Consider the following 19,106-nt stretch of genomic DNA (forward strand, 5'->3'; position numbering starts at 1 on the left):
TTATGCTCTCACCAGCTTTGCAGCGCCTTCTGCGCGTGTGGCACCAATAGTCGTGACAATTGCGTCGCTGATGGGACCATCAATCAGCTTTTCAGTCCTATCAAGCGGAGCTAAAGCTTCACCTTTCCAAACCGAAATCGCGCCAAGCGCTAAGGCTAGCGGGAATTGCGCTTCCCGCAAATGTCCCGTAATGCCAGAAATGCCGCGATATGCTGTGCCAATTTCACTCAGCGCAGCTTTTTCCGCACCGGTTGCCATATGTGCACCCGAGGCACCCGATACGACATAATTAGGTTTTGATCCGTCATTGACCGCAAGAATAAGCTCACGAATGAGTTTTGCCAGATCATCTGTTTCGCGACGAACTTGTGCGCTCTCAATCGCTTCGATTTCTGCGTAAATGCGCACGCCACGCTCCCGCGCATGTTCTGCACTTTCAAGCACTAAAAACACGCCGCCTGAGCCAGAGATCATGCCGCCGCCCGCTGAGCCTTCGCGCTGCCAGAGCGGTGACCAGCCATCATGTTTGAGAAGACCGCCAAGCTCATGGCCGAGAATCATATCGAAATGTTCGGCATTGTATGATCCGCCGACCAGCGCATGTGTGCTTTGTCCCGAGCGAATGCGCGCAGCAGCCGTTTCGATCGCCGAAATGCCCGATCCTTCCTCGCCCATAAATGTGCGCGAGGAACCGGTAACTTTGTGGACAATGGAAATATTTCCAGCCAGCAGATTGGAAAGCTGCGCGAGAAACAAAGTAGGGCGCAATTCTGTGGAAAGCTTCTCGTTGAGCATCACACCGCGATTATTGCTGGTGCGGCCTTCTTCAAGAATTTGCATGTCAACGGCAATGTCACGTTCGCCACCACCCGCGCCAACAATCATGTCCATTGTTGAGCAAAGCGCTTCATCATCCTTGATTCCCGCATCTTGTAACGCAAGGCCTGCCGCATAGGTACCCAGTCTTTGCCAGGTTTCCATCTGCCGCTGGTCGCCCCGTTTGGGAATTTGCAGGCTCCAGTCGATTTCACCCAATGGATGAACCGTGTAAGGCGCAAAGGCTTCTTTTTCCAATTTCGGCTCGGGCGAGCTGCTTGAAAAAGCGTTCCAGTGCGCGTCGACCCCTTCACCCAGTGAAGAGATGATGCCAATGCCAGTGATGACGACTTTATTGCTATGCATGGTTCGGTTCTGTCCGTGGATGCTGCGAGTGATCCAAAAACGGAATCAGGGCGAACACGGATGTTCACCCTTCAATACCGTCAGATTACGACCTGATTCAGGCTTTTTTAGCTGCAACCAGTTCGTCGATTTTGGCGCAGAGATTTTTCAGAACAAAGTATTCTTCGGTCGGAGCCTTGCCTTCGTTCACTTCCTGCGTCCACTGTTCCAGCGGAATCTTGATGCCGAACGCTTTGTCGATAGCAAACACAATGTCCAGAAAATCCAGACTGTCGATGCCTAGATCATCAATAGTGTGGCTGTCTGGGGTGATGGTGTCACGATCAATTTCGCTTGTTTCAGCAATGATGTCGGCGACTTTGTCAAAAGTAGAGGACAAGTTTCGATTCCTTTATTCTGGCAATGCCTCTTCGGCATGCTTTCTGAGTATCTGCGCGTGTCTAGCGTTTTTCCCCATACAGGGAAAGGCCTATTCGCTGCACGATCCCCGAGTCTCGAATACGGCATATAAGGTGCGTAACATGTGAAACGCAACATAAAGCTAAAAGCAAAAATTTAAAATCTTCTTCGTGCGACACAATTAAAAACGCTTTTTCAATTCGATGGCGGGCAAGATTATATGAACTAGTCCTTGCGTAGCATCAGCCAATCAGGCTCAATAAGGTCCTATCTTTTTAACAGGCGGCTGACGTGAAATCGAGCATATTTGGCTATACACCGGACGGACAAGCAGTCCATAAATTGACAATCTCCAGCGGTGCTTTGGAGGCTACTATAATCACTTGGGGGGCCGCGATTCAGGATCTGCGTCTCAAAGGACACGCTGCGCCATTGGTAATTGGTTATCGTGATTTTGAAGATTATCCCGCACATTCCCCACATTTGGGAGCGATTGCCGGGCGTTTTTCAAATCGGATTCGCAATGCCAGTTTTGAGATTGACGGCCAAATCTACCACGTCGAACCAAACCTTAATGGCAAACATAATCTCCATGGTGGTTCTAAAGGTTTGGGCCATCGTGTCTGGAATGTGGTTGGTACTGGCCGCGACTTTGTAACGCTGGCAACCATAGCCAGTGATGGAGAAATGGGCTTTCCCGGTAACCTCAATGTGCATTGCACTTATATGATCAATGAGAGCGGAACGCTAATTGTTCGGCTGGAAGCGGTTACGGATAAACCGACCGTGTGCAACCTCCTACATCACAGCTATTTCAATCTCGATGATGGTGGAGAAAGCGACATTCTGGAACATCAGCTCCAGATTGAGGCCGATGCATATCTGCCAGTCAATGAAGAGCTTATAGCCGATGGGCGCGTATTGCCTGTTAAGGATACGCCTTATGATTTTCGTAGTTTTCGCAAGATACGCTACGAGATTGAAGGAAAGCAGCTCGAATACGACAATAATTACTGTCTTTCCTCAGCGCGCCGTCCTTTACGTAAATGCGCCTCGGTCAAGGCTGCGCGTTCCGGCGTAAGACTAGATGTCGCAACGACCGAGCCGGGCCTTCAATTCTATTCCGGCAACTCCATGGGCGCAGACTGTATCGGTTTGACTGGAAAACCCTATGCAAACTACGCAGGATTTTGCCTTGAGCCACAAATCTGGCCGGGTTCGCTGGAATATCCCTATTTCCCACAATCAATTTTGCGTCCGGGCGAAATATACGCCCAGACGAGCCATTTCACTTTTACAAAGGAATAGCGACTTAGCCCGCGAAAGCTGCGCGGGCTATTTCCATCGGGGCGAGGGCGCCTGGCGCTTCAACAACGCGGGCCGCCACCGCATGGGCTTTTTTGGCCGCTTCAATGGGGGCAAAACCTTTGAGTCGCGCTGCAAGATAGCCGCCATTAAAACTGTCTCCAGCGCCCGTCGTATCAATAGCATTCGCTTTAACTGACGGTACAAAATCCCGCTCGCGGTCAGCGACAATAAGAGCGGGTTCTGTGCCGTCTTTAACAACAATTTCTTTGACGCCCAGCCCCTGCAATCGTTCTGCGCACGTCGTTGCGTCTTTGTCGCCAAACAATGCCTGTTCGTCGGGAAAAGTGGGCAGAGCTATATCGGTAAGCTGCATGGCTTCGCTAATTGTTTGTTTAGCAACTTCGTGGTCTGGCCAGAGCTGATGCCGGAAATTTGGATCGAAAGCGATTTTCGAACCTTCTGCGCGACATTCGCGTAAAACCTCAAAAAATACATTTCTGTGTTCAGGAAATACCACAGCGATAGATATTCCCGAAAAATAGATAATGTCACGACCCGCAAGACTTGCTTTCAAAGCATCACGATCGGTAGCCAGACGCCGTGCCGCCGCATCATTGCGCCAATAGGTAAATGAACGCTCAGCTCCGTCGAGCGTTATGGCATAGAGCCCAGGATGGGCACCCTTGATAATGGGACTATTAGCAGTTCCAATGTTATTGGAATGGAGAAATGCTAGCTGCTTGCGTGAGAAATCATCTTCACCAAATGCGGTTACATAATCGACAGGATAGGTCTCGTCGGTCAGTGCGCGCATGTACCAAGCAGTGTTAAGCGTATCGCCTGCAAAACCCATACGCCATTGGTCGCCGTGATTGCCTGAAAGCTCGATCATACACTCGCCAATGGATGCGAAACCGCCTTTAACGTCACCCATAATAGTCCCACTCCTTATTACTGACTCATGTACGCCTATATGAAAATACTGATATGTAAATTACGTTCTTGCGGAATCCACACTGCGTGCTGCCTTTATCGACATGCCACAATTCGCATGTAACCATCCGCCAGAAAAGGAATCATCATGCGATATGCGATTTACTACACTCCGCCGCCAAGTGATGCGCTTCATAAGGTAGCGATTAACTGGCTGGGAAGAGACGCTTTTAGTGGCGAACTGGTCAAACGGCCCGCCCTATGTGCCCTCAGTGCCGATGAAATCGCGAAGCTGACTAAAGATCCCGCACGCTATGGTTTTCATGCGACACTCAAAGCACCTTTCCGGCTTGATGATGCTTTTGATGAGAGCGAGCTGCTATCTGCACTTATGCATTTTGCATCCCTATGCGCGCCATTCGTAATTCCTCGACTGGAAATCGCCGCATTGGGTTCTTTTTTTGCGCTCGTGCCTACCGCATCCGTGCCCGAGCTAAACCAGCTTGCGAATGATGTGGTGGTTTCCCTCGATCGTTTTCGTGCACCCTTGCGTGCTTATGATATTGAACGCCGACAGCCGGACCAATTAAATGAAGTGCAGCGGCATAATCTACATCGGTGGGGATATCCGTATATATTTGATCAGTTTCGGTTCCATATGACGCTGACTGGCGCTGTAGAACCGGCAAGGCAATCACAAATCCATCGTGTTTTGGATGAGTTTTTCGCACCTGTTTTGAATGAACCGCTGGAAATTTCTAATCTGGCGCTCTTCGTGGAACAAGAGCCAGGCGCGCCATTCGAAATTCATTCACTGCATCCTATGACGGGTGGAGAAAAAATGACCAAAGTGCCCGTGCGCTCTATGGGGAGGTGTTAAAGCGTGAAGACTGAAACCGTGCTATCCAATGCCCATATTGTGCTGGCTGATGAGGTGATCAAAGGCAGCATAAAACTCGTTGATGGAAAAATAGATGATATTTCTTCGGGTGCTTCTGTCATTGGCAAGGACATGGACGGAGATTTCATCACTCCGGGTCTCATTGAGCTGCACACAGATCATCTTGAGAGCCATTATGCGCCGAGACCGAAAGTGCGCTGGAATCCGATAGCGGCAGTGCAAGCACATGATGCGCAAATTGCTGCATCGGGAATCACTACGGTTTTTGATGCATTGCGTATCGGTTTTGATGATGAAGCCCAAACCAGTATTGAGGATATGCGCAAGCTGTCCGCCGCTATTGCAGAAGGAAAAACTGCTGGGCGCTTGCGGGCCGACCACTTTTTACATCTTCGGTGTGAGATTTCGGCACCTGATTGTCGTGGAGCATTTGAGCGTTTTGGCGATCATCCGCTGGTCAAGCTTGTCTCATTGATGGACCACGCGCCGGGGCAACGCCAGTTCACTGATATTGAAACCTATAAACTATATTATTTGCGTAAGCTGAAAGTATCTGAAGACGAGTTTCAAAACTATTGCGAAATGCGGCAGGAGCAATCGCGACAAAATTCCGCTTCGAACCGCCAAATCATCGCAAACTCTTGCCATGAGCGCGGCATTATCCTTGCTAGCCATGACGACGCAACCATCGATCATGTGAGAGAGGCTCAGGAGCAAGGAGTTAAAATCGCTGAATTTCCCACGACACAAATAGCAGCGAAAGCTTCCAAAGAGGCAGGCATGTCTGTGCTCATGGGTGGGCCAAATGTGGTGCGCGGTGCATCCCATTCAGGTAATGTCTCGGCCCGGGAACTGGCGGAACTCGGGCATCTTGATATTATTTCATCCGATTATATCCCCGCCAGTATGATGCAAGCCGCGTTTGCGCTTGCGAATGTGTCCGAAACGATTTCATTGCCTGATGCTATTCGCTTTGTTTCTACCAACCCTGCAAAAGCTGTCGGATTGGTAGATAGAGGCGAGATTATAGAGGGAAAACGTGCGGATCTGGTACGCGTTCAACTCATCGATGACATACCGATCATCCGCACCGTCTGGCGCGAAGGGCAGCGTATTATTTAAACCGCTTTGCTAAGAGAGAGTCTGCCATCCTCAGCTACCTGAAGCTCAAGCTCTTTATAGCTCTTTATGCAATAATGTGAGGTCTCAGGTGGGGTCTCATGTGTGGCGGTTACGACGAGCACGTGGCAGCCAGCGGTTTCCCCGGCGATAATTCCCGCTGTCGCATCTTCAAAAACCAGACAGTTTTTTGGATCAAAGCCCAACCGCTTAGCACCAAGCTGAAAACATTCCGGGCTTGGCTTGCCGCGTTGCACGTCCTCGGATGTAACGATATTGGTTGGCAGCGACAGGCCAGCCGCGCCAAGGCGGCTTCGAGCCAGCTCTAATGGTGCTGAAGTAACGATGGCCCAACGGTCCGTTGGAAGAGAAGCCAGAAATTCCGTGGCCCCATCAATCGGCACAATGCCTTCAAGGTCGGCAATTTCAGCCTCAAGCAGGATTTTGGCTTCATGCTCCGGATCAAGATGCGGCATACCTAGTCTGCGCACGGTTTCAACCGCGCGAACACCATGTACAGTGGGTAAAAATGTGACTGGGTCAATTCCATGCCTTTCGGCCCATTTTCCCCAGACACGTTCGGTCGCCTCAATTGAACTTAAAATGGTGCCATCCATGTCAAACAGGAAGGCATCAAAACTCGTGTCGAAAACAGAGAGATCACTCACACTAATTTTCCTTATATGTCGGGGAAAGGAATCGGCGTCAATAATGTTCACCAATCATATAATGACAGTCGGCCGAAAGTCACAAATATAGCTGTGATGCAGTCAAGCTCATATCTGCCATGAGGCTAGGAAACTTGAATAATCTGCTGCTTTGTGGCTTTTGCATTGCTGAAACCTCATATAGACCCGGGCAAGATGAATCTACTTATTAGAGTAATTGTGTAAATGACTGAAATAACAAATAAAAATCGCAATTATCCTGATCATCGTTTTGCGGTGGCACCCATGCTCGACTGGTCAGATCGTCATTGCCGTTACCTTCACCGCCTATTTTCAAAGCGTGCATTGCTCTATACCGAGATGGTGGTGGCGGATGCTGCAATTTATGGCCCGCGTGAGAGGTTGCTCGGATTTGATAAGGCTGAACATCCTATCGCTTTGCAACTGGGCGGTTCTGATCCGATCAAGCTCAGTGAAGCAGCGCGTATCGGTGTGGATTTCGGTTATGACGAAATCAACCTCAATGTCGGCTGTCCCTCCGACCGGGTGCAATCGGGCACATTTGGCGCATGTCTTATGCAAACGCCAGATGTGGTTGCGCGTTGCGTCGCCACTATGAAAGAGGCCGTTTCGGTTCCGGTTACCGTCAAATGCCGTATCGGTGTCGACGATCAGGACCCGGAAATCGCGTTAGACGCCGTGGCGGATCAGGTTCTAGAAGCCGGTGCCGATGCGCTATGGGTGCATGCGCGCAAAGCTTGGTTGAAGGGGCTTTCACCCAAAGATAACCGCGATATTCCACCTTTGGATTATGATCGCGTCTATCGTTTAAAAGCGCGTTTGAATTCGCCATTCATTGGCATAAATGGCGGTATTTCTGATCTGAAGGAAGCGACCGTTCATCTCAACCACGTTGATGGCGTGATGCTGGGCCGTACCGCTTATCATAATCCAGCACTGCTTGCTGACGTTGATCATCTTATCTATGGCGAGCCGCAAAAAGCGGTTGATATGGATGAAATCATTGACGCTATGTGCGAATATATCGACCGGCATATTGCGTCGGGTGGCAGAGTTACGCATGTCAGCCGCCATATGGTCGGGCTCTTTACCGGTCAGCCGGGGGCAAGGCGCTGGCGACAAATATTATCAACTGATGCAACCAAGCCCGGGGCGACGAGCGACGTGCTTCGTCAGGCTTATGCAATGGTGATGGAAGCCAGCAATGAATTGGCTTAGTCAATCATAATGAGCTGATCGCCCCGGACGCTAAATCCGCCGAGCGTTTGTAAAAAGTTCATGCCAAGCAGGCTGCCATTCATCAGTCCTTCTTTGGTCACCATCGCACGAATATTGTTACGTTCTATGTCGCCAATCTGTAGCGATTGAATATTGATACTGGCAGCATGCGCCTTACCATTGGCGGTCATGATCGGCACCGAATAAGAAAGAACATCCGTATCAATGCCGGCTCGTTTGGCATCTTCAAGCGACAGCACCACCGATGAGGCACCAGTATCGACCAGAAAATGCACCCTTTTGCCGTTCACGCGTCCATTGACTTCAAAATGGCCGTTCGGGGCTTTTGCCAAGGTAACCGTAAGAGCGCCGTCTGACGCCCGGCCCGAAATTGGGCTACCGGGAATAAGTCCCGCAGTGATGCGGCTACCAACATCTTGAAGCTCATAGCGATATTGATAGGCTGCGACGAGGCTCAATACGATAACCGCCCACACCGCCATATTGCGCGCAAAATCGCCTAAGCGAATACCAGAGCCAAGCAGGCCCGCTGCTATAACAATGCCCAAAATCCCCAGATATGCCGCTTGACCGAAGGCATCATTGGCAAGGCCAAATGTTGTGCCTGCATCATTATTGCTAATCAACAACAAGGCAACGACTGCTATTGCGGCTATCAATATCCAGAAAAATCGGCCCATTAGCCTTCTTTCTTTTTCAATTGTTTATGGCGCTCCGAAAGTGTCGCTAGCACCGAGAGCTGTTCTTGATCGCTCATCGCTGACCAGCGGCCGATTTCGTCGAGTGAGCGGGCGCAGCCCAGACACAGCCCGGTCCGGTGATCTATGACACACACCATTATACAGGGTGATTCGATGGCCTTTTTATTCATAGGAAATAATGTGGCTGCCTCATAGTGCCGAAGCAACCCCAAGCAGAATGGCCAGTGCCACAAGCTGCTGAGCAGCGCCCAGAGTATCGCCGGTTTGTCCGCCGATCTTGGCCAAACATAATTTTGCAAAGCCATAGAGCAAGGCGAAGGCAAAAATTATCGCTTTGAATAGCGCGAAAACACCTCCCACCAGAAAAATTGTGGCGATCAAAATCCCAAATCCTATTGCTAACGCACAGAGAAGGGCTTCCCATTTTGGCGTACCAACATTATCAGCAACTCCGCCTGGGCGCGCCGATGGTAATCGATACCAAAGCATGAGCATTGCAGCGCGGCTTGCCGCTTCTGCCCCGATAAGCACCAGTATGGTCTGAAATACGCCAAAGCGTTGCAGAATCGCTGCCAACAATGACACTTTTAGGCCAATGAAAATGATGAGCGTAAGGGCCGCAAAGGTGCCGATGCGCGAATCTTTCATAATTTCAAGACGGCGTTCCGGTGTTGTAGCACCAAAAAAACCATCGGCAGTATCCCCAAGCCCGTCTTCGTGCAAGGCGCCCGTCATGGCGATCAGCGCTCCAACCGCAACGAAGCTGCAAGCAAGGGCGGGTAGGCCGAGATAATCACAAATGAAAAGCGCGATACCTGCTAGCGTCCCGAGAATTGCACCAGCAAGCGGAAAAGCCCGCACGCTCTCTTTTAAGGAATCGCTGGAGCCTTCGAACCATCTGGATGCCAGAGGCAGGCGGCTTAAAAAACCAAGAGACAGAATTGTGTCTCTTATGATGCTCGGCCGATGCATCTGTTTGCTCCATTCTATTCGCGCCCATCATATATAATTTAGCGCGACGCAAAGGTGATTTGAAAAATTAGCCAACAGCTTATAGGACGAGCACAATAGATTTGCATCCTCCCTTGATTGATTGGACCAGACGATATGAGTGCCAGTGGCCTTCCTTTTGACGATTTCCGTGAACTTATCCGCAATCTTCCCGGCCCCGATCTTTCCGCGCAGGAAGCTGTTCGGGCGTGCGAAGCAACACTGACCAAGCCGCATGGCTCGCTTGGGCAGCTGGAGGAAATCGCTGTGTGGTTGGCTGGCTGGTCGGGCAAGCCTATTCCACAGATCAATCGCCCGCTGGTCGCAATTTTTGCTGGCAACCACGGAGTGACAGCCAAAAACATTACGCCATTTCCATCAAGCGTTACCGCTCAGATGGTCGAAAATTTTGCTTCCGGTGGTGCCGCAATCAACCAGATCTGCATCGCGCATGATTTGGGGCTTAAAGTTTTTGATCTGGCGTTGGAACACCCCACCGCAGACATAACCGAAGACGCCGCTATGGATGAGCGCAGCTGTGCTGCCACAATGGCATTTGGCATGGAAGGTATCGCTGGGGGTACGGATCTTCTGTGCATTGGCGAAATGGGAATCGGCAATACAACCATTGCAGCAGCCATTGCTTTGGCCCTGTTTGGCGGTTCGGCAGAAGATTGGGTCGGGCCGGGGGCCGGCTCTACAGGCGAGCTAATGGAACGCAAGCTCGCAGCAGTTCGTGCCGCAGTGACGCTGCATCAGGCACATTTGAAAGATCCGTTGGAAGTGTTACGCCGGTTAGGCGGGCGAGAAGTTGCAGCCATGGCAGGCGCAATTCTCGCAGCTCGGATGGAAAAAATCCCTGTTATCCTTGATGGATTCGTTGCAACTTCTGCCGCCGCTATTCTTTATGCTGCCAATCCAACAGCGCTTGATCATTGCTTGTTTGGCCATGTGTCCGCTGAACCAGGTCACCGCCTCCTTTTGGATAAAATGGGGAAAAAACCACTTCTAGATCTTGGCATGCGACTGGGCGAGGGCACCGGCGCAGCTTTGGCTGCCGGTATCGTGAAAGCCGCGGCGCTCTGTCATAGCGGCATGGCAACATTCGAGCAGCTCGGCATTCCTAATGCCGCAAAATAGATGCTTTAAAATAAGGCCCGGAGTGATCTCCGGGCTTTTTGTTAGTTGTTTTCCTTGTCGAGAAGCATGTAATCCAGCGGCAATTCCGTTGTATATTTGATCTGCTCCATGGCGAAAGAAGACGACACATCCTGGATTTCAATCTTGCTGATGAGACGTTTGTAAAAAGCGTCATAAGCAGCGATATCTGGCACCGCAACGCGCAGGAGATAGTCGACATCGCCACTCATGCGATAAAACTCAATAACTTCCGGGAACTCTTTCACGACCTCAGAAAACCGCTTCAGCCATTCATTACTATGCGAACTGGTGCGCACAGAGACAAAAACCGTGACACGTGTGTTGATCCGCGCCGGATCAAGTATAGCAACCCGCCGTTTGATGACGCCATCTTCTTCAAGCTTTTGAATGCGCCGCCAGCACGGAGTGGTCGAAAGGCCCACTTTCCTGGCAATATCCGCTACTGCCAGTGTCGCGTCTTCCTGCAATAATCGCAGTATTTTCCTGTCGAGCCTGTCCATTGATCTCATTCCCAATTTTAGAAATCATTTCCCCAAATTTCAGGAGGTTTGAAACAGCATACCTTATGGGTCGGAATGATGTTAAATAACAGGAAGAAAATTCTATTGGAAGCTGGAAGGCTAAAAATTATTTACTATTTTCCAATATGTGGCGGATTTTTTGCTGAAGAACAGGAACAACTTCTGCGTTAAACCAAGGATTGCGCTTTAGCCAACCGCTATTGCGCCACGAGGGATGCGGAAGAGGGAATATGATCTGCCCCGCCTTATTGGGGGTGGCAATGAGGTCCTGCCAGTTCCGAACAGTGTCGGTCAGGCTTTTGTTCGGCCGATCTGGTAGATGATAGGCCAGTGCATATTGCCCAATCACCAGTATAATTTCGAGCTGCGGCATCGATGCGAAAACGCGATCATGCCAAATTTGGCGACATTCCCGCCGCGGCGGAAGATCTCCACCATGCTTATCATAGCCGGGAAAGCAGAAGCCCATCGGAACAATTGCGAATAAGGACGGATCGTAAAATTCCTCGCGAGAGGTCCCCAGCCATTGCCGAAGCCTATCGCCCGACGGGTCATTAAACGGTACAGAGCTATTATGAACTCGAATGCCCGGCGCTTGGCCGCAAATTGCAATGCGGGCTTGGGTTGAAACAATGCAAACCGGATTAGGATCATGCGGCAAAGCCGGAAAGTGCTTCGGCTGGTCGCGGCATATACGGCAGGCCCGAATGGAGCGCTTGATCTCGCTCAAATCATCCATAAATTCGCTTTCACTTCGCTAGCGGGATATTAGTTCCAGAATATGTGTCTTAATATAGTAAACCCATTTCGAAATTGCAGCGGAGAAGGATTCAGTTGAATCAATGCCTGGCTGACGATTTGCTTTATTCTGGGCGCGCCATTGAGAAGGGCGTTCGAATTCGCCACTCCACAATCCGCGCTTTGCTCGCCGCGCAATAATTTCTTCATTGCGATAATCGCCATAAGAAAGCGCCCAGCCATTCTCCACAAGCCATGCATTTATATCTTTTTCCGATTTAAAACATCGGCCCAAATCACGTTTATATCGGTCGGCGCCATCAATTTCGCACCGAATCACCGTGTTGCCGATTTCATTTTGAAGCGCTTTTTTAACTTCTCGACCGCAATCATATGGTTTCCCATCCCTATGGCAGGTCTGGTTAAGTTCAGCGGCATCGATTCCCAACAAACGTACATGTCGATTGCGTATTACCAATGTGTCGCCATCGATAATACGCGGCGTACCCACGAGAGAATCGGTGGAATCTGATGAGGAGTCGAGGGCAAAAATTGCCGCAATCAAACCAGAAAAAATGAATAAAGTCAGTAAGATATCAAAGAGTTTTATATTTTTGATTGGGCGTTTTCTTCGATAATATTTTTGGCTAGTGCCGCGCACCCGTTTCATTGAATAATCCTAAAAAGCACTTTTCTATATGGGCTAAAGCAATTTGACGCCAGCTAGCAACTATAGGGTGATTTAAACATAGAAAGTGAAGGTGGATTTTGTGGTGATTACGCAACAGTGGAACGCAATGCGGTCGGTTTCTGCTCGGACAATGGTTTTTGCCCATTTCCCGCCACAAAGCAGCTCCACCCGTTATAGGCGAAAGATTTAGTAAGCGGGGATGTAATCTTGCGACGGATCAGGAAAGACAGACAAGGCGGATTTGCAAGTATTTTTCTTGTGAATAGCACTGAAAATGCTCGTTTCCCTGTTTTGATCGTGGACAAAGGAATAGCTTTTTTCAGTCAAATTCGCGACTTAGTCCTGTCTCAATGCCAAGTTATGATCCCGGTTAACCTATTCCTCTTTGTGAAAGACCAGCGTCGTGATGCGTAATCGCAGTTTTTCATACCCACTCATAGCGCTGGCGCTAGGACTTACAGTCATGTGTAACAGCGCCGGGGCTTTTGATTTGAAAGACGATACGGAAGAATCGCGCAGTCCGTTCGAGGTCTTCAAATTTGGTTTTTCTGCTTATAAAAACGGGCATAAGGATGAGGCGGTCAAAGCGCTTCGTTATGCAGCCGATCACGGCCACCAAGGCGCCAAATGGAAGCTCGCACGTATGTATGCTGAGGGCGATGGCGTGGTGGAAAATGATCTCGAAGCTTTCAAAATATTTGAAAAAATCGTTCGTGACGGCGCTGAGCCTGGCTCTGAAAATGAATCCTATGTTGCCGACGCTTTGGTTGCTCTCGCAGGCTATTTGAAAGATGGAATTTCAGGTACGCCTATAAAACCCAATCCCCGTGCTGCACGGGAATTATATGTTCAGGCTGCATCTAATTTTGGCGATGCTGCCGCCCAGTTTGAACTTGGAAGAATGCTTCTTCTAGGTGAGGGCGGTGAGAAGAACGCGGTCCAAGCAGCCCGTTGGTTTCAACTGGCTGCACGCAAGGGTAACGCTAGCGCGCAGGCCATGCTTGGCAATATGCTGTTTCAGGCAGGAAAAACTGTTCGCGGATTGGCGATGTTGACGGCAGCTTTCGAACGTTGCTCCTCAGATGATTGCGTCTGGATCCGCGATATGCAGGAGCAAGCTTTCTCAGTGGCCGGCGAAGCCGACCGCCGTAATGCGGTGGCTCTTGCAAGCGACTATATGAGCGATGGCGGTTTTTAATCCTTAGCGGAATTAAACCCGCTCAATACTCTACAAAGAAAACGTTGCGATCACCGGCACATGATCAGACGGTCTTTCCCAAGCACGAACGTGCTTTTCCACATCTGCGGACACGAGCAAATCGGCAGCTTCGGGCGAGAGCATCAAATGATCGATGCGTATGCCATTGTTTTTCGGCCAAGCTCCCGCCTGATAATCCCAGAATGAGTAAATACCGTCATCGTCATTGGTTGCCCGAACGGCGTCGGTAAATCCAAGATTTTCAAGCCGGCGAAATGCCTGCCGCGACTGCGGCTGATAAAGGGCGTCATTGACCCACAGATCGGGATTTTTTGCGTCTTCCGGTTCAGGGATGACGTTATAATCGCCTGCAAGGACCAACGGTTCCTCAAGCTCAAGCCGAGCTTTTGCCCAAGCTTCAAATCGCTGCATCCAAGACAATTTATAAGTGAATTTTTCCGTATTGATCGGGTTTCCGTTTGGCAGATAGAGTGAAACCACCCGCACGACGCCTTTGGACGTGGAAAACACGGCTTCTATAAAACGAGCTTGCTCGTCACCATCGTCGCCCGGAAGCCCCCGAATGATCTCATCGGGAGACTTTTTTGACAAAATGGCAACGCCGTTAAAGCCCTTTTGCCCATGGGTCTCTACATGATATCCAAGAGCTTCAATTTCGAGGCGCGGAAAGAGCTCGTCAACCGATTTTATCTCTTGCAGGCAGGCAATATCAGGCTCTGATTCCTTTAGCCAGTGCTGAAGATTCTCAAGACGCGCTTTAACGCCGTTAATATTCCATGTCGCGATTTTCATAACTAACTTGATTAAGCCGAGTTCACCCTAAGGGCAAGCGCCTCAGTTTTCGTTAACAGAAATTAGCGGCGCAGATTTTTCTTGGCAAAAGCTTTGAATAGAGCGTTTGACTACCTATTTCTCTAGCAACCACAAGCAGCAGGAGTCGGCATGTTTGATGCAAAAAAAGCTTCTAGATCAGTTTCTAGGGTCCCAAATACCGGGAATGTCGGGCAGCATCCGCGACAAAGCCGGACAAGCCAGTGAGCTTGCAAAACGAAATCCTTTGGCGACCGGTGCTTTAGCCGCTGCAATTTTGGGCACTAAAACCGGGCGGAAATTAGCGGGCAATGTAGCAAAGGTTGGCGGTGTCGCTGCGATAGCGGGCTTAGGCTATCTTGCTTACAAAAATTATAAATCCGGCCAAGCGCCTGAAACTGTTCAACCCAAGGAAAACGCGCTCGAAACCATTTCGCTGCCGCCGGCAGAATCACCTTTTCATCCGCAATCGCCCGAAATGAGCAATAGTTTTGCACTCACCCTCATTCAGGCCATGATCGCCGCCGCAAAGGCAGACGGGCATATTTGATGATGTTGAACGCGCCAAGATCATGGAAAAGGTGGCGGTTTCTGGATTGGATCATGAAGCCGAGGATTTTCTGGAAAAAGAATTGGCAAATCCAGTTGATCTTGATGAACTGGTTGCGGCTGCGCGCACCGAAGAACAAAAAGTTGAGCTTTATACGGCTTCTCGCCTTGCAATAGATCCAGACAATCGCGCAGAACGTGGTTATCTTGATATGTTGGCCGGAAGGCTGGGTCTGCCGGACGCTCTGATCGATCACATTGATGCGACCGTTTCTGCTGCGAAGGAATAAAAAAGCCGGCTGTGAATACAGCCGACTTTACTTTTTAAATGGCAAAACTGGTGCCGCAGCCACAAGAGGCTGTGGCGTTGGGATTGCGGATCTGAAATGATTGCCCCATCAGATCGTCAACGAAATCAATCACCGAACCATCCAAATAAGGAACGGAAATTGAATCGATAAAAACCTTCGCTCCGAGTTTTTCGATGACCAAATCATCGTCATTTTGTTCGTTTACGAGGTCATATTTATAGGAGAAACCCGAACAGCCGCCGCCCTCAACAGAAACGCGTAATGCGGTTTTGTCTGGATCTGCGCTGATAATCTTGGCAATCCGCTTAGCTGCGGATTCGGAAACCGTGATGTTTGTCATCTAAATTGTCCGCTTGCGGTAGCGATGGTCGCACTGATATCGCACGAACTTAACATCGCCTATTTGTTCTCATTCCTTGATAGCTAAGAACGCGAGTGAAGGAAGTCAATCTTAAAGCCTTTATGGCTTAATCATATTACAGTGAGGAATTCTCAGCAATGTCACTGGATGGAATTGGTTTCGGCTATCGACCGCGAGCGCCTTTCGCGTGTGATCCTGCAAATAGCCGTGGACGCCTGTTTGAGGAACCGCAAAGCGCAACCCGAACGCCGTTCCAGCGGGATCGAGATCGCATCATCCACTCAAACGCGTTTAGGCGGCTTAAACATAAGACGCAGGTTTTCATCGCCCATGAGGGCGATCATTATCGAACGAGGCTGACCCATACAATCGAGGTGGCGCAGATCGCGCGCGCCCTAGCGCGGGCTTTGCGTTTGGATGAAGATCTCGCTGAAGCAGTGGCGCTGGTCCACGACTTTGGTCATACGCCTTTTGGTCATACCGGCGAAGACGCTTTGAATGAGTGTATGGAAGCCTATGGCGGCTTTGATCACAATGCTCAATCACTTCGATTGGTGACAAAACTTGAACATCGTTATGCCGATTTCGATGGCCTTAATCTTTCTTGGGAAACCTTGGAAGGTTTGGTCAAACACAACGGCCCATTGCTAGGCTCTGCGGCCACAGACACTATATCGGTCCCGCAACCAATCCTTGATTTCAATCAGCGTTATGACCTCGAACTGGAGCGATTTGCGAGTTTGGAAGCGCAATGTGCCGCTATTGCTGATGATATTGCATATAATGCCCACGACATTGATGATGGTTTGCGTTCTGGGCTGCTAACGCTTGATGACCTCACCGAAGTGCCGCTTACCAACAGAATTTTAAATATGGTTTGGCAACGCTATCCAGAACTTGATCCGATTCGGGCGGGCCACGAATTGGTCCGCAGGCAGATTACCATGATGGTAGAAGATGTCATTGCAGAATCCCAACGGCGTATTGCATCTGCTAGCCCATCTGACGTGGAAAGCGTACGCGGGCAAACTCATGCCCTTGTTGGTTTTTCGAAGAATATGCAAACCGATGAAAAAGCGCTTAAAGCCTTTCTTTTCAAAAACCTTTATTTCCACCCCAGCGTGACGGTTCGTCGAGAGGCTGCCGATAAAATTGTTCGCGATTTGTTTGATGCATGTTTCAATAAGCCAGCGATTATGCCGCCTGAATGGTGCGCGGATTGTGAAGCGCTGGACGAAGCCGGGCGAGCGCGCCGTGTCGCGGATTATCTGGCAGGTATGACCGATAATTATGCGGTGCGTGAACACCGACGACTGTTTGACCATACACCCGATTTAGCTTAATCGGTGCAACAAGAGCTGGTTTCGAAGTCATTGATTATTGAAGCGCCAGCAGTTTTTCTCAAGAGCCGACGCCGGAACAAAGCCCAGCCGGATGAACGCCTGACAGGACGAACCATGAATATCTTTGCTGATTTCGATGCACGTATCAAAAAAACGTTACAAGGCATTGATTTAAAAACAAAAGACGGAGCTGCTCCTGATTTAACAAGAGTGAGTGTTGAACCCCCGCGTGATGCGTCCCATGGGGATGTTGCCACAAATGCTGCGATGGTTCTGTCTAAGGCTGTTGGTCAAAACCCACGTGAACTGGCAGGAAAAATAGCAGACGCCTTGAGCGCTGATCCGGATATTGAGTCGGTCGAAGTAGCTGGACCAGGCTTCATCAATTTGCGTTTGAAACATGGATATTGGCAGCGCCAGCTCAATGAAATGTTGAGCGCTGGAACTTCGTTTGGTCGATCGCAAATTGGTCACGGAACCAAGGTGAATGTCGAATATGTTTCGGCTAATCCCACCGGCCCGATGCATGTCGGTCACTGCCGTGGCGCTGTCGTTGGCGATGTGTTGGCCAATCTGTTGAAATTTGCGGGCTATGATGTCGTCAAGGAATATTACATCAATGATGCGGGTGCGCAGATTGATGTTCTCGCACGTTCCGTATTGCTGCGTTATCGCGAGGCATTAGGAGAAGATATCGGCGAAATTCCCGCTGGACTTTACCCGGGCGACTATCTGGTTCCTGTCGGGCAGCAGCTTGCTTCCGAATTCGGGCGGTCTTTGCTGGAAATGCCGGAAGATCAGGCAATTCCCCTTATCAAGGACCGGACGATTGATGCGATGATGGCGATGATCCGCGCTGATCTTGATGCGCTGAATGTCCATCATGATGTTTTTTATTCAGAGCGCACCCTTCATGCAGATCATGCGCGGGCCATTCGCAGCGCAATCAACGATCTAACGCTGAAAGGCCATGTTTATAAAGGCAAGCTGCCACCACCAAAGGGACAGGTTCCGGAAGAATGGGAAGATCGCGAACAGACGCTGTTTCGTTCAACGGAAGTTGGCGATGATATCGACCGCCCTTTGATGAAATCTGACGGAGAATTCACTTATTTTGCGGCGGATGTGGCGTATTTTAAGGATAAATATGATCGCGGTTTCCGGGAGATGATCTATGTCCTTGGCGCAGATCACGGCGGCTATGTAAAACGTCTTGAGGCGGTTGCGCAGGCCGTATCTGACGGAAAGGCCAAACTTACAGTGTTGCTGTGCCAACTGGTGAAACTTTTCCGCGATGGCGAGCCGGTTCGTATGTCAAAACGGGCAGGGGAGTTTATTACCCTGCGTGATGTGGTGGACGAAGTCGGCAGAGATCCAGTTCGCTTCATGATGCTCTATCGCAAGAGTGACGCACCGCTGGATTTCGATTTTGCAAAGGTCACAGAGCAATCCAAGGATAATCCGGTATTTTACGTGCAATATGCATCAGCACGTTGCCATTCGGTTTTCCGTCAGGCTGCGGATCAATTGGGCTTATCGGATTTAGACCGCACTTCGATGGCCGCAAATTTTGACAGGCTGACGGATGAGAGCGAAATAGCCCTCGTGCGTAAGCTGGCTGAATATCCGCGTCTGATTGAAACTGCGGCCCATCATCAAGAGCCGCATCGCCTGGCATTTTACCTTTATGATCTGGCCAGCGCGTTTCATTCGCAGTGGAATAAAGGTACAGAAAACCCAGACTTACGTTTTATTAAGGTTAACGATCCAAACTTGACACTAGCAAGGCTAGGGCTTGTGCAGGTTGTTTCCGATGTGCTGACGTCCGGTTTGACTATAATCGGTGCGGATGCTCCAACGGAAATGCGCTAAGACTGTAGAGTTATGGCAAGTTCAACAAGTTGAGCTTACGTGGCTGGAAAGTCGAAAGTTGGAAGATCA

20 protein-coding genes and 1 pseudogene are annotated in these 19,106 nt (G+C 49.9%); 9 read left to right on the top strand and 12 right to left on the bottom strand.

Going from position 1 to position 19,106, the window contains the following annotated elements; genetic code table 11:
• Positions 1 to 1,182 carry a beta-ketoacyl-ACP synthase gene (locus C7374_RS09415; RefSeq protein WP_111575377.1) on the bottom strand — a complete coding sequence of 394 codons (1,182 nt, stop codon included), beginning with the start codon at positions 1,180 to 1,182 and terminating at the stop codon, positions 1 to 3.
• 97 nt (positions 1,183 to 1,279) lie between these two features.
• Positions 1,280 to 1,561, bottom strand: coding sequence for an acyl carrier protein (locus C7374_RS09420; RefSeq protein WP_111575378.1), 282 nt, complete (start codon positions 1,559 to 1,561; stop codon positions 1,280 to 1,282).
• 311 nt (positions 1,562 to 1,872) lie between these two features.
• Here C7374_RS09420 and C7374_RS09425 point away from each other — a divergent pair, with 311 nt between their 5' ends.
• Positions 1,873 to 2,889: an aldose epimerase family protein gene (locus tag C7374_RS09425; RefSeq protein WP_111575379.1), complete on the top strand. Its 1,017-nt coding sequence runs from the start codon at positions 1,873 to 1,875 to the stop codon at positions 2,887 to 2,889.
• 4 nt (positions 2,890 to 2,893) lie between these two features.
• On the opposite strand, the gene C7374_RS09430 is transcribed toward C7374_RS09425, so the two are convergent.
• Positions 2,894 to 3,823: a sugar kinase gene (locus C7374_RS09430; RefSeq protein WP_111575380.1), complete on the bottom strand. Its 930-nt coding sequence runs from the start codon at positions 3,821 to 3,823 to the stop codon at positions 2,894 to 2,896.
• A 147-nt stretch (positions 3,824 to 3,970) separates the two neighbouring features.
• Here C7374_RS09430 and C7374_RS09435 point away from each other — a divergent pair, with 147 nt between their 5' ends.
• On the top strand, positions 3,971 to 4,702 hold the full coding sequence (locus C7374_RS09435) for a DUF1045 domain-containing protein (protein ID WP_111575381.1): 732 nt from the start codon (positions 3,971 to 3,973) through the stop codon (positions 4,700 to 4,702).
• A 3-nt stretch (positions 4,703 to 4,705) separates the two neighbouring features.
• Complete coding sequence (locus C7374_RS09440; RefSeq protein ID WP_111575382.1) at positions 4,706 to 5,845, top strand: alpha-D-ribose 1-methylphosphonate 5-triphosphate diphosphatase; 1,140 nt, start codon at positions 4,706 to 4,708, stop codon at positions 5,843 to 5,845.
• Here the strand turns inward: C7374_RS09440 and C7374_RS09445 are convergent.
• Positions 5,842 to 6,510, bottom strand: a complete 669-nt coding sequence (locus C7374_RS09445; RefSeq protein ID WP_111575383.1) for an HAD family hydrolase — start codon at positions 6,508 to 6,510, stop codon at positions 5,842 to 5,844. The two genes, C7374_RS09440 and C7374_RS09445, sit on opposite strands and share 4 nt — an antisense overlap.
• Before the next feature lie 225 nt (positions 6,511 to 6,735).
• On the opposite strand from C7374_RS09445, the gene dusA reads away from it, so the two are divergent.
• A complete protein-coding gene (gene dusA / locus C7374_RS09450) occupies positions 6,736 to 7,749 on the top strand; it encodes a tRNA dihydrouridine(20/20a) synthase DusA (RefSeq protein ID WP_111575384.1) in 1,014 nt (337 codons plus the stop codon).
• Here the strand turns inward: dusA and C7374_RS09455 are convergent.
• From C7374_RS09455 to C7374_RS09465, 3 genes are read right to left on the bottom strand one after another with little or no spacing between them, the layout of a single operon-like run.
• Positions 7,746 to 8,450, bottom strand: coding sequence for a TIGR02281 family clan AA aspartic protease (locus C7374_RS09455; RefSeq protein WP_111575385.1), 705 nt, complete (start codon positions 8,448 to 8,450; stop codon positions 7,746 to 7,748). The two genes, dusA and C7374_RS09455, sit on opposite strands and share 4 nt — an antisense overlap.
• Entirely contained in the window at positions 8,450 to 8,776 is a 327-nt protein-coding gene (locus tag C7374_RS16635; protein ID WP_483459064.1) for a DUF1289 domain-containing protein, read from the bottom strand. Before C7374_RS16635 ends, C7374_RS09455 begins: the two co-directional genes overlap by 1 nt.
• Entirely contained in the window at positions 8,661 to 9,443 is a 783-nt protein-coding gene (locus tag C7374_RS09465) for an adenosylcobinamide-GDP ribazoletransferase (protein WP_111575387.1), read from the bottom strand. The genes C7374_RS16635 and C7374_RS09465 overlap by 116 nt, the downstream gene beginning before the upstream one ends.
• Positions 9,444 to 9,578: 135 nt before the next feature.
• On the opposite strand from C7374_RS09465, the gene cobT reads away from it, so the two are divergent.
• Positions 9,579 to 10,601: a nicotinate-nucleotide--dimethylbenzimidazole phosphoribosyltransferase gene (cobT, locus tag C7374_RS09470; protein ID WP_111575388.1), complete on the top strand. Its 1,023-nt coding sequence runs from the start codon at positions 9,579 to 9,581 to the stop codon at positions 10,599 to 10,601.
• Between the two features lie 41 nt (positions 10,602 to 10,642).
• Here the strand turns inward: cobT and C7374_RS09475 are convergent, their stop codons facing one another.
• The 3 genes from C7374_RS09475 to C7374_RS09485 all read right to left on the bottom strand — a co-directional run bounded on the left by C7374_RS09475 (position 10,643) and on the right by C7374_RS09485 (position 12,551).
• The gene (locus tag C7374_RS09475) at positions 10,643 to 11,122 is read right to left on the bottom strand and encodes an Lrp/AsnC family transcriptional regulator (RefSeq protein WP_111575389.1); all 480 of its coding nucleotides are present in this window, start codon (positions 11,120 to 11,122) and stop codon (positions 10,643 to 10,645) included.
• A 127-nt stretch (positions 11,123 to 11,249) separates the two neighbouring features.
• Positions 11,250 to 11,882 carry a uracil-DNA glycosylase family protein gene (locus tag C7374_RS09480; protein WP_111575390.1) on the bottom strand — a complete coding sequence of 211 codons (633 nt, stop codon included), beginning with the start codon at positions 11,880 to 11,882 and terminating at the stop codon, positions 11,250 to 11,252.
• Positions 11,883 to 11,900: 18 nt separating this feature from the next.
• Positions 11,901 to 12,551, bottom strand: coding sequence for a thermonuclease family protein (locus C7374_RS09485; protein ID WP_111575391.1), 651 nt, complete (start codon positions 12,549 to 12,551; stop codon positions 11,901 to 11,903).
• 484 nt (positions 12,552 to 13,035) lie between these two features.
• On the opposite strand from C7374_RS09485, the gene C7374_RS09490 reads away from it, so the two are divergent.
• Positions 13,036 to 13,770: a tetratricopeptide repeat protein gene (locus C7374_RS09490; RefSeq protein ID WP_245412619.1), complete on the top strand. Its 735-nt coding sequence runs from the start codon at positions 13,036 to 13,038 to the stop codon at positions 13,768 to 13,770.
• A 30-nt stretch (positions 13,771 to 13,800) separates the two neighbouring features.
• Here C7374_RS09490 and xth read toward each other — a convergent pair whose 3' ends face one another.
• On the bottom strand, positions 13,801 to 14,583 hold the full coding sequence (gene xth, locus C7374_RS09495; protein ID WP_111575393.1) for an exodeoxyribonuclease III: 783 nt from the start codon (positions 14,581 to 14,583) through the stop codon (positions 13,801 to 13,803).
• Between the two features lie 150 nt (positions 14,584 to 14,733).
• On the opposite strand from xth, the pseudogene C7374_RS09500 reads away from it, so the two are divergent.
• Positions 14,734 to 15,440: pseudogene (locus C7374_RS09500) on the top strand (tellurite resistance TerB family protein).
• Positions 15,441 to 15,474: 34 nt separating this feature from the next.
• On the opposite strand, the gene erpA reads toward C7374_RS09500, so the two are convergent.
• The gene (gene erpA / locus C7374_RS09505; RefSeq protein WP_111575394.1) at positions 15,475 to 15,801 is read right to left on the bottom strand and encodes an iron-sulfur cluster insertion protein ErpA; all 327 of its coding nucleotides are present in this window, start codon (positions 15,799 to 15,801) and stop codon (positions 15,475 to 15,477) included.
• 158 nt (positions 15,802 to 15,959) lie between these two features.
• Here erpA and C7374_RS09510 point away from each other — a divergent pair, with 158 nt between their 5' ends.
• Positions 15,960 to 17,165, top strand: a complete 1,206-nt coding sequence (locus C7374_RS09510; protein ID WP_111575395.1) for a deoxyguanosinetriphosphate triphosphohydrolase — start codon at positions 15,960 to 15,962, stop codon at positions 17,163 to 17,165.
• Positions 17,166 to 17,279: 114 nt separating this feature from the next.
• Positions 17,280 to 19,037 (top strand): arginine--tRNA ligase, encoded by a 1,758-nt coding sequence (argS, locus tag C7374_RS09515; RefSeq protein ID WP_111575446.1) that lies wholly within the window; start codon positions 17,280 to 17,282, stop codon positions 19,035 to 19,037.
• Positions 19,038 to 19,106 lie beyond the last annotated feature (69 nt).

The organism is Falsochrobactrum ovis (assembly GCF_003259955.1).
GTDB lineage: Bacteria > Pseudomonadota > Alphaproteobacteria > Rhizobiales > Rhizobiaceae > Brucella > Brucella ovis_A.

Coding starts and splice junctions, on each gene's coding strand:
- C7374_RS09415 (WP_111575377.1), bottom strand. CDS start 1,182: ATGCATAGCAATAAAGTCGTCATCACTGGCATTGGCATCATCTCTTCA.
- C7374_RS09430 (WP_111575380.1), bottom strand. CDS start 3,823: ATGGGTGACGTTAAAGGCGGTTTCGCATCCATTGGCGAGTGTATGATC.
- C7374_RS09435 (WP_111575381.1), top strand. CDS start 3,971: ATGCGATATGCGATTTACTACACTCCGCCGCCAAGTGATGCGCTTCAT.
- dusA (WP_111575384.1), top strand. CDS start 6,736: ATGACTGAAATAACAAATAAAAATCGCAATTATCCTGATCATCGTTTT.
- C7374_RS09455 (WP_111575385.1), bottom strand. CDS start 8,450: ATGGGCCGATTTTTCTGGATATTGATAGCCGCAATAGCAGTCGTTGCC.
- C7374_RS16635 (WP_483459064.1), bottom strand. CDS start 8,776: ATGGCTTTGCAAAATTATGTTTGGCCAAGATCGGCGGACAAACCGGCG.
- C7374_RS09465 (WP_111575387.1), bottom strand. CDS start 9,443: ATGCATCGGCCGAGCATCATAAGAGACACAATTCTGTCTCTTGGTTTT.
- cobT (WP_111575388.1), top strand. CDS start 9,579: ATGAGTGCCAGTGGCCTTCCTTTTGACGATTTCCGTGAACTTATCCGC.
- C7374_RS09475 (WP_111575389.1), bottom strand. CDS start 11,122: ATGGACAGGCTCGACAGGAAAATACTGCGATTATTGCAGGAAGACGCG.
- C7374_RS09480 (WP_111575390.1), bottom strand. CDS start 11,882: ATGGATGATTTGAGCGAGATCAAGCGCTCCATTCGGGCCTGCCGTATA.
- C7374_RS09485 (WP_111575391.1), bottom strand. CDS start 12,551: ATGAAACGGGTGCGCGGCACTAGCCAAAAATATTATCGAAGAAAACGC.
- C7374_RS09490 (WP_245412619.1), top strand. CDS start 13,036: ATGTGTAACAGCGCCGGGGCTTTTGATTTGAAAGACGATACGGAAGAA.
- xth (WP_111575393.1), bottom strand. CDS start 14,583: ATGAAAATCGCGACATGGAATATTAACGGCGTTAAAGCGCGTCTTGAG.
- erpA (WP_111575394.1), bottom strand. CDS start 15,801: ATGACAAACATCACGGTTTCCGAATCCGCAGCTAAGCGGATTGCCAAG.
- C7374_RS09510 (WP_111575395.1), top strand. CDS start 15,960: ATGTCACTGGATGGAATTGGTTTCGGCTATCGACCGCGAGCGCCTTTC.
- argS (WP_111575446.1), top strand. CDS start 17,280: ATGAATATCTTTGCTGATTTCGATGCACGTATCAAAAAAACGTTACAA.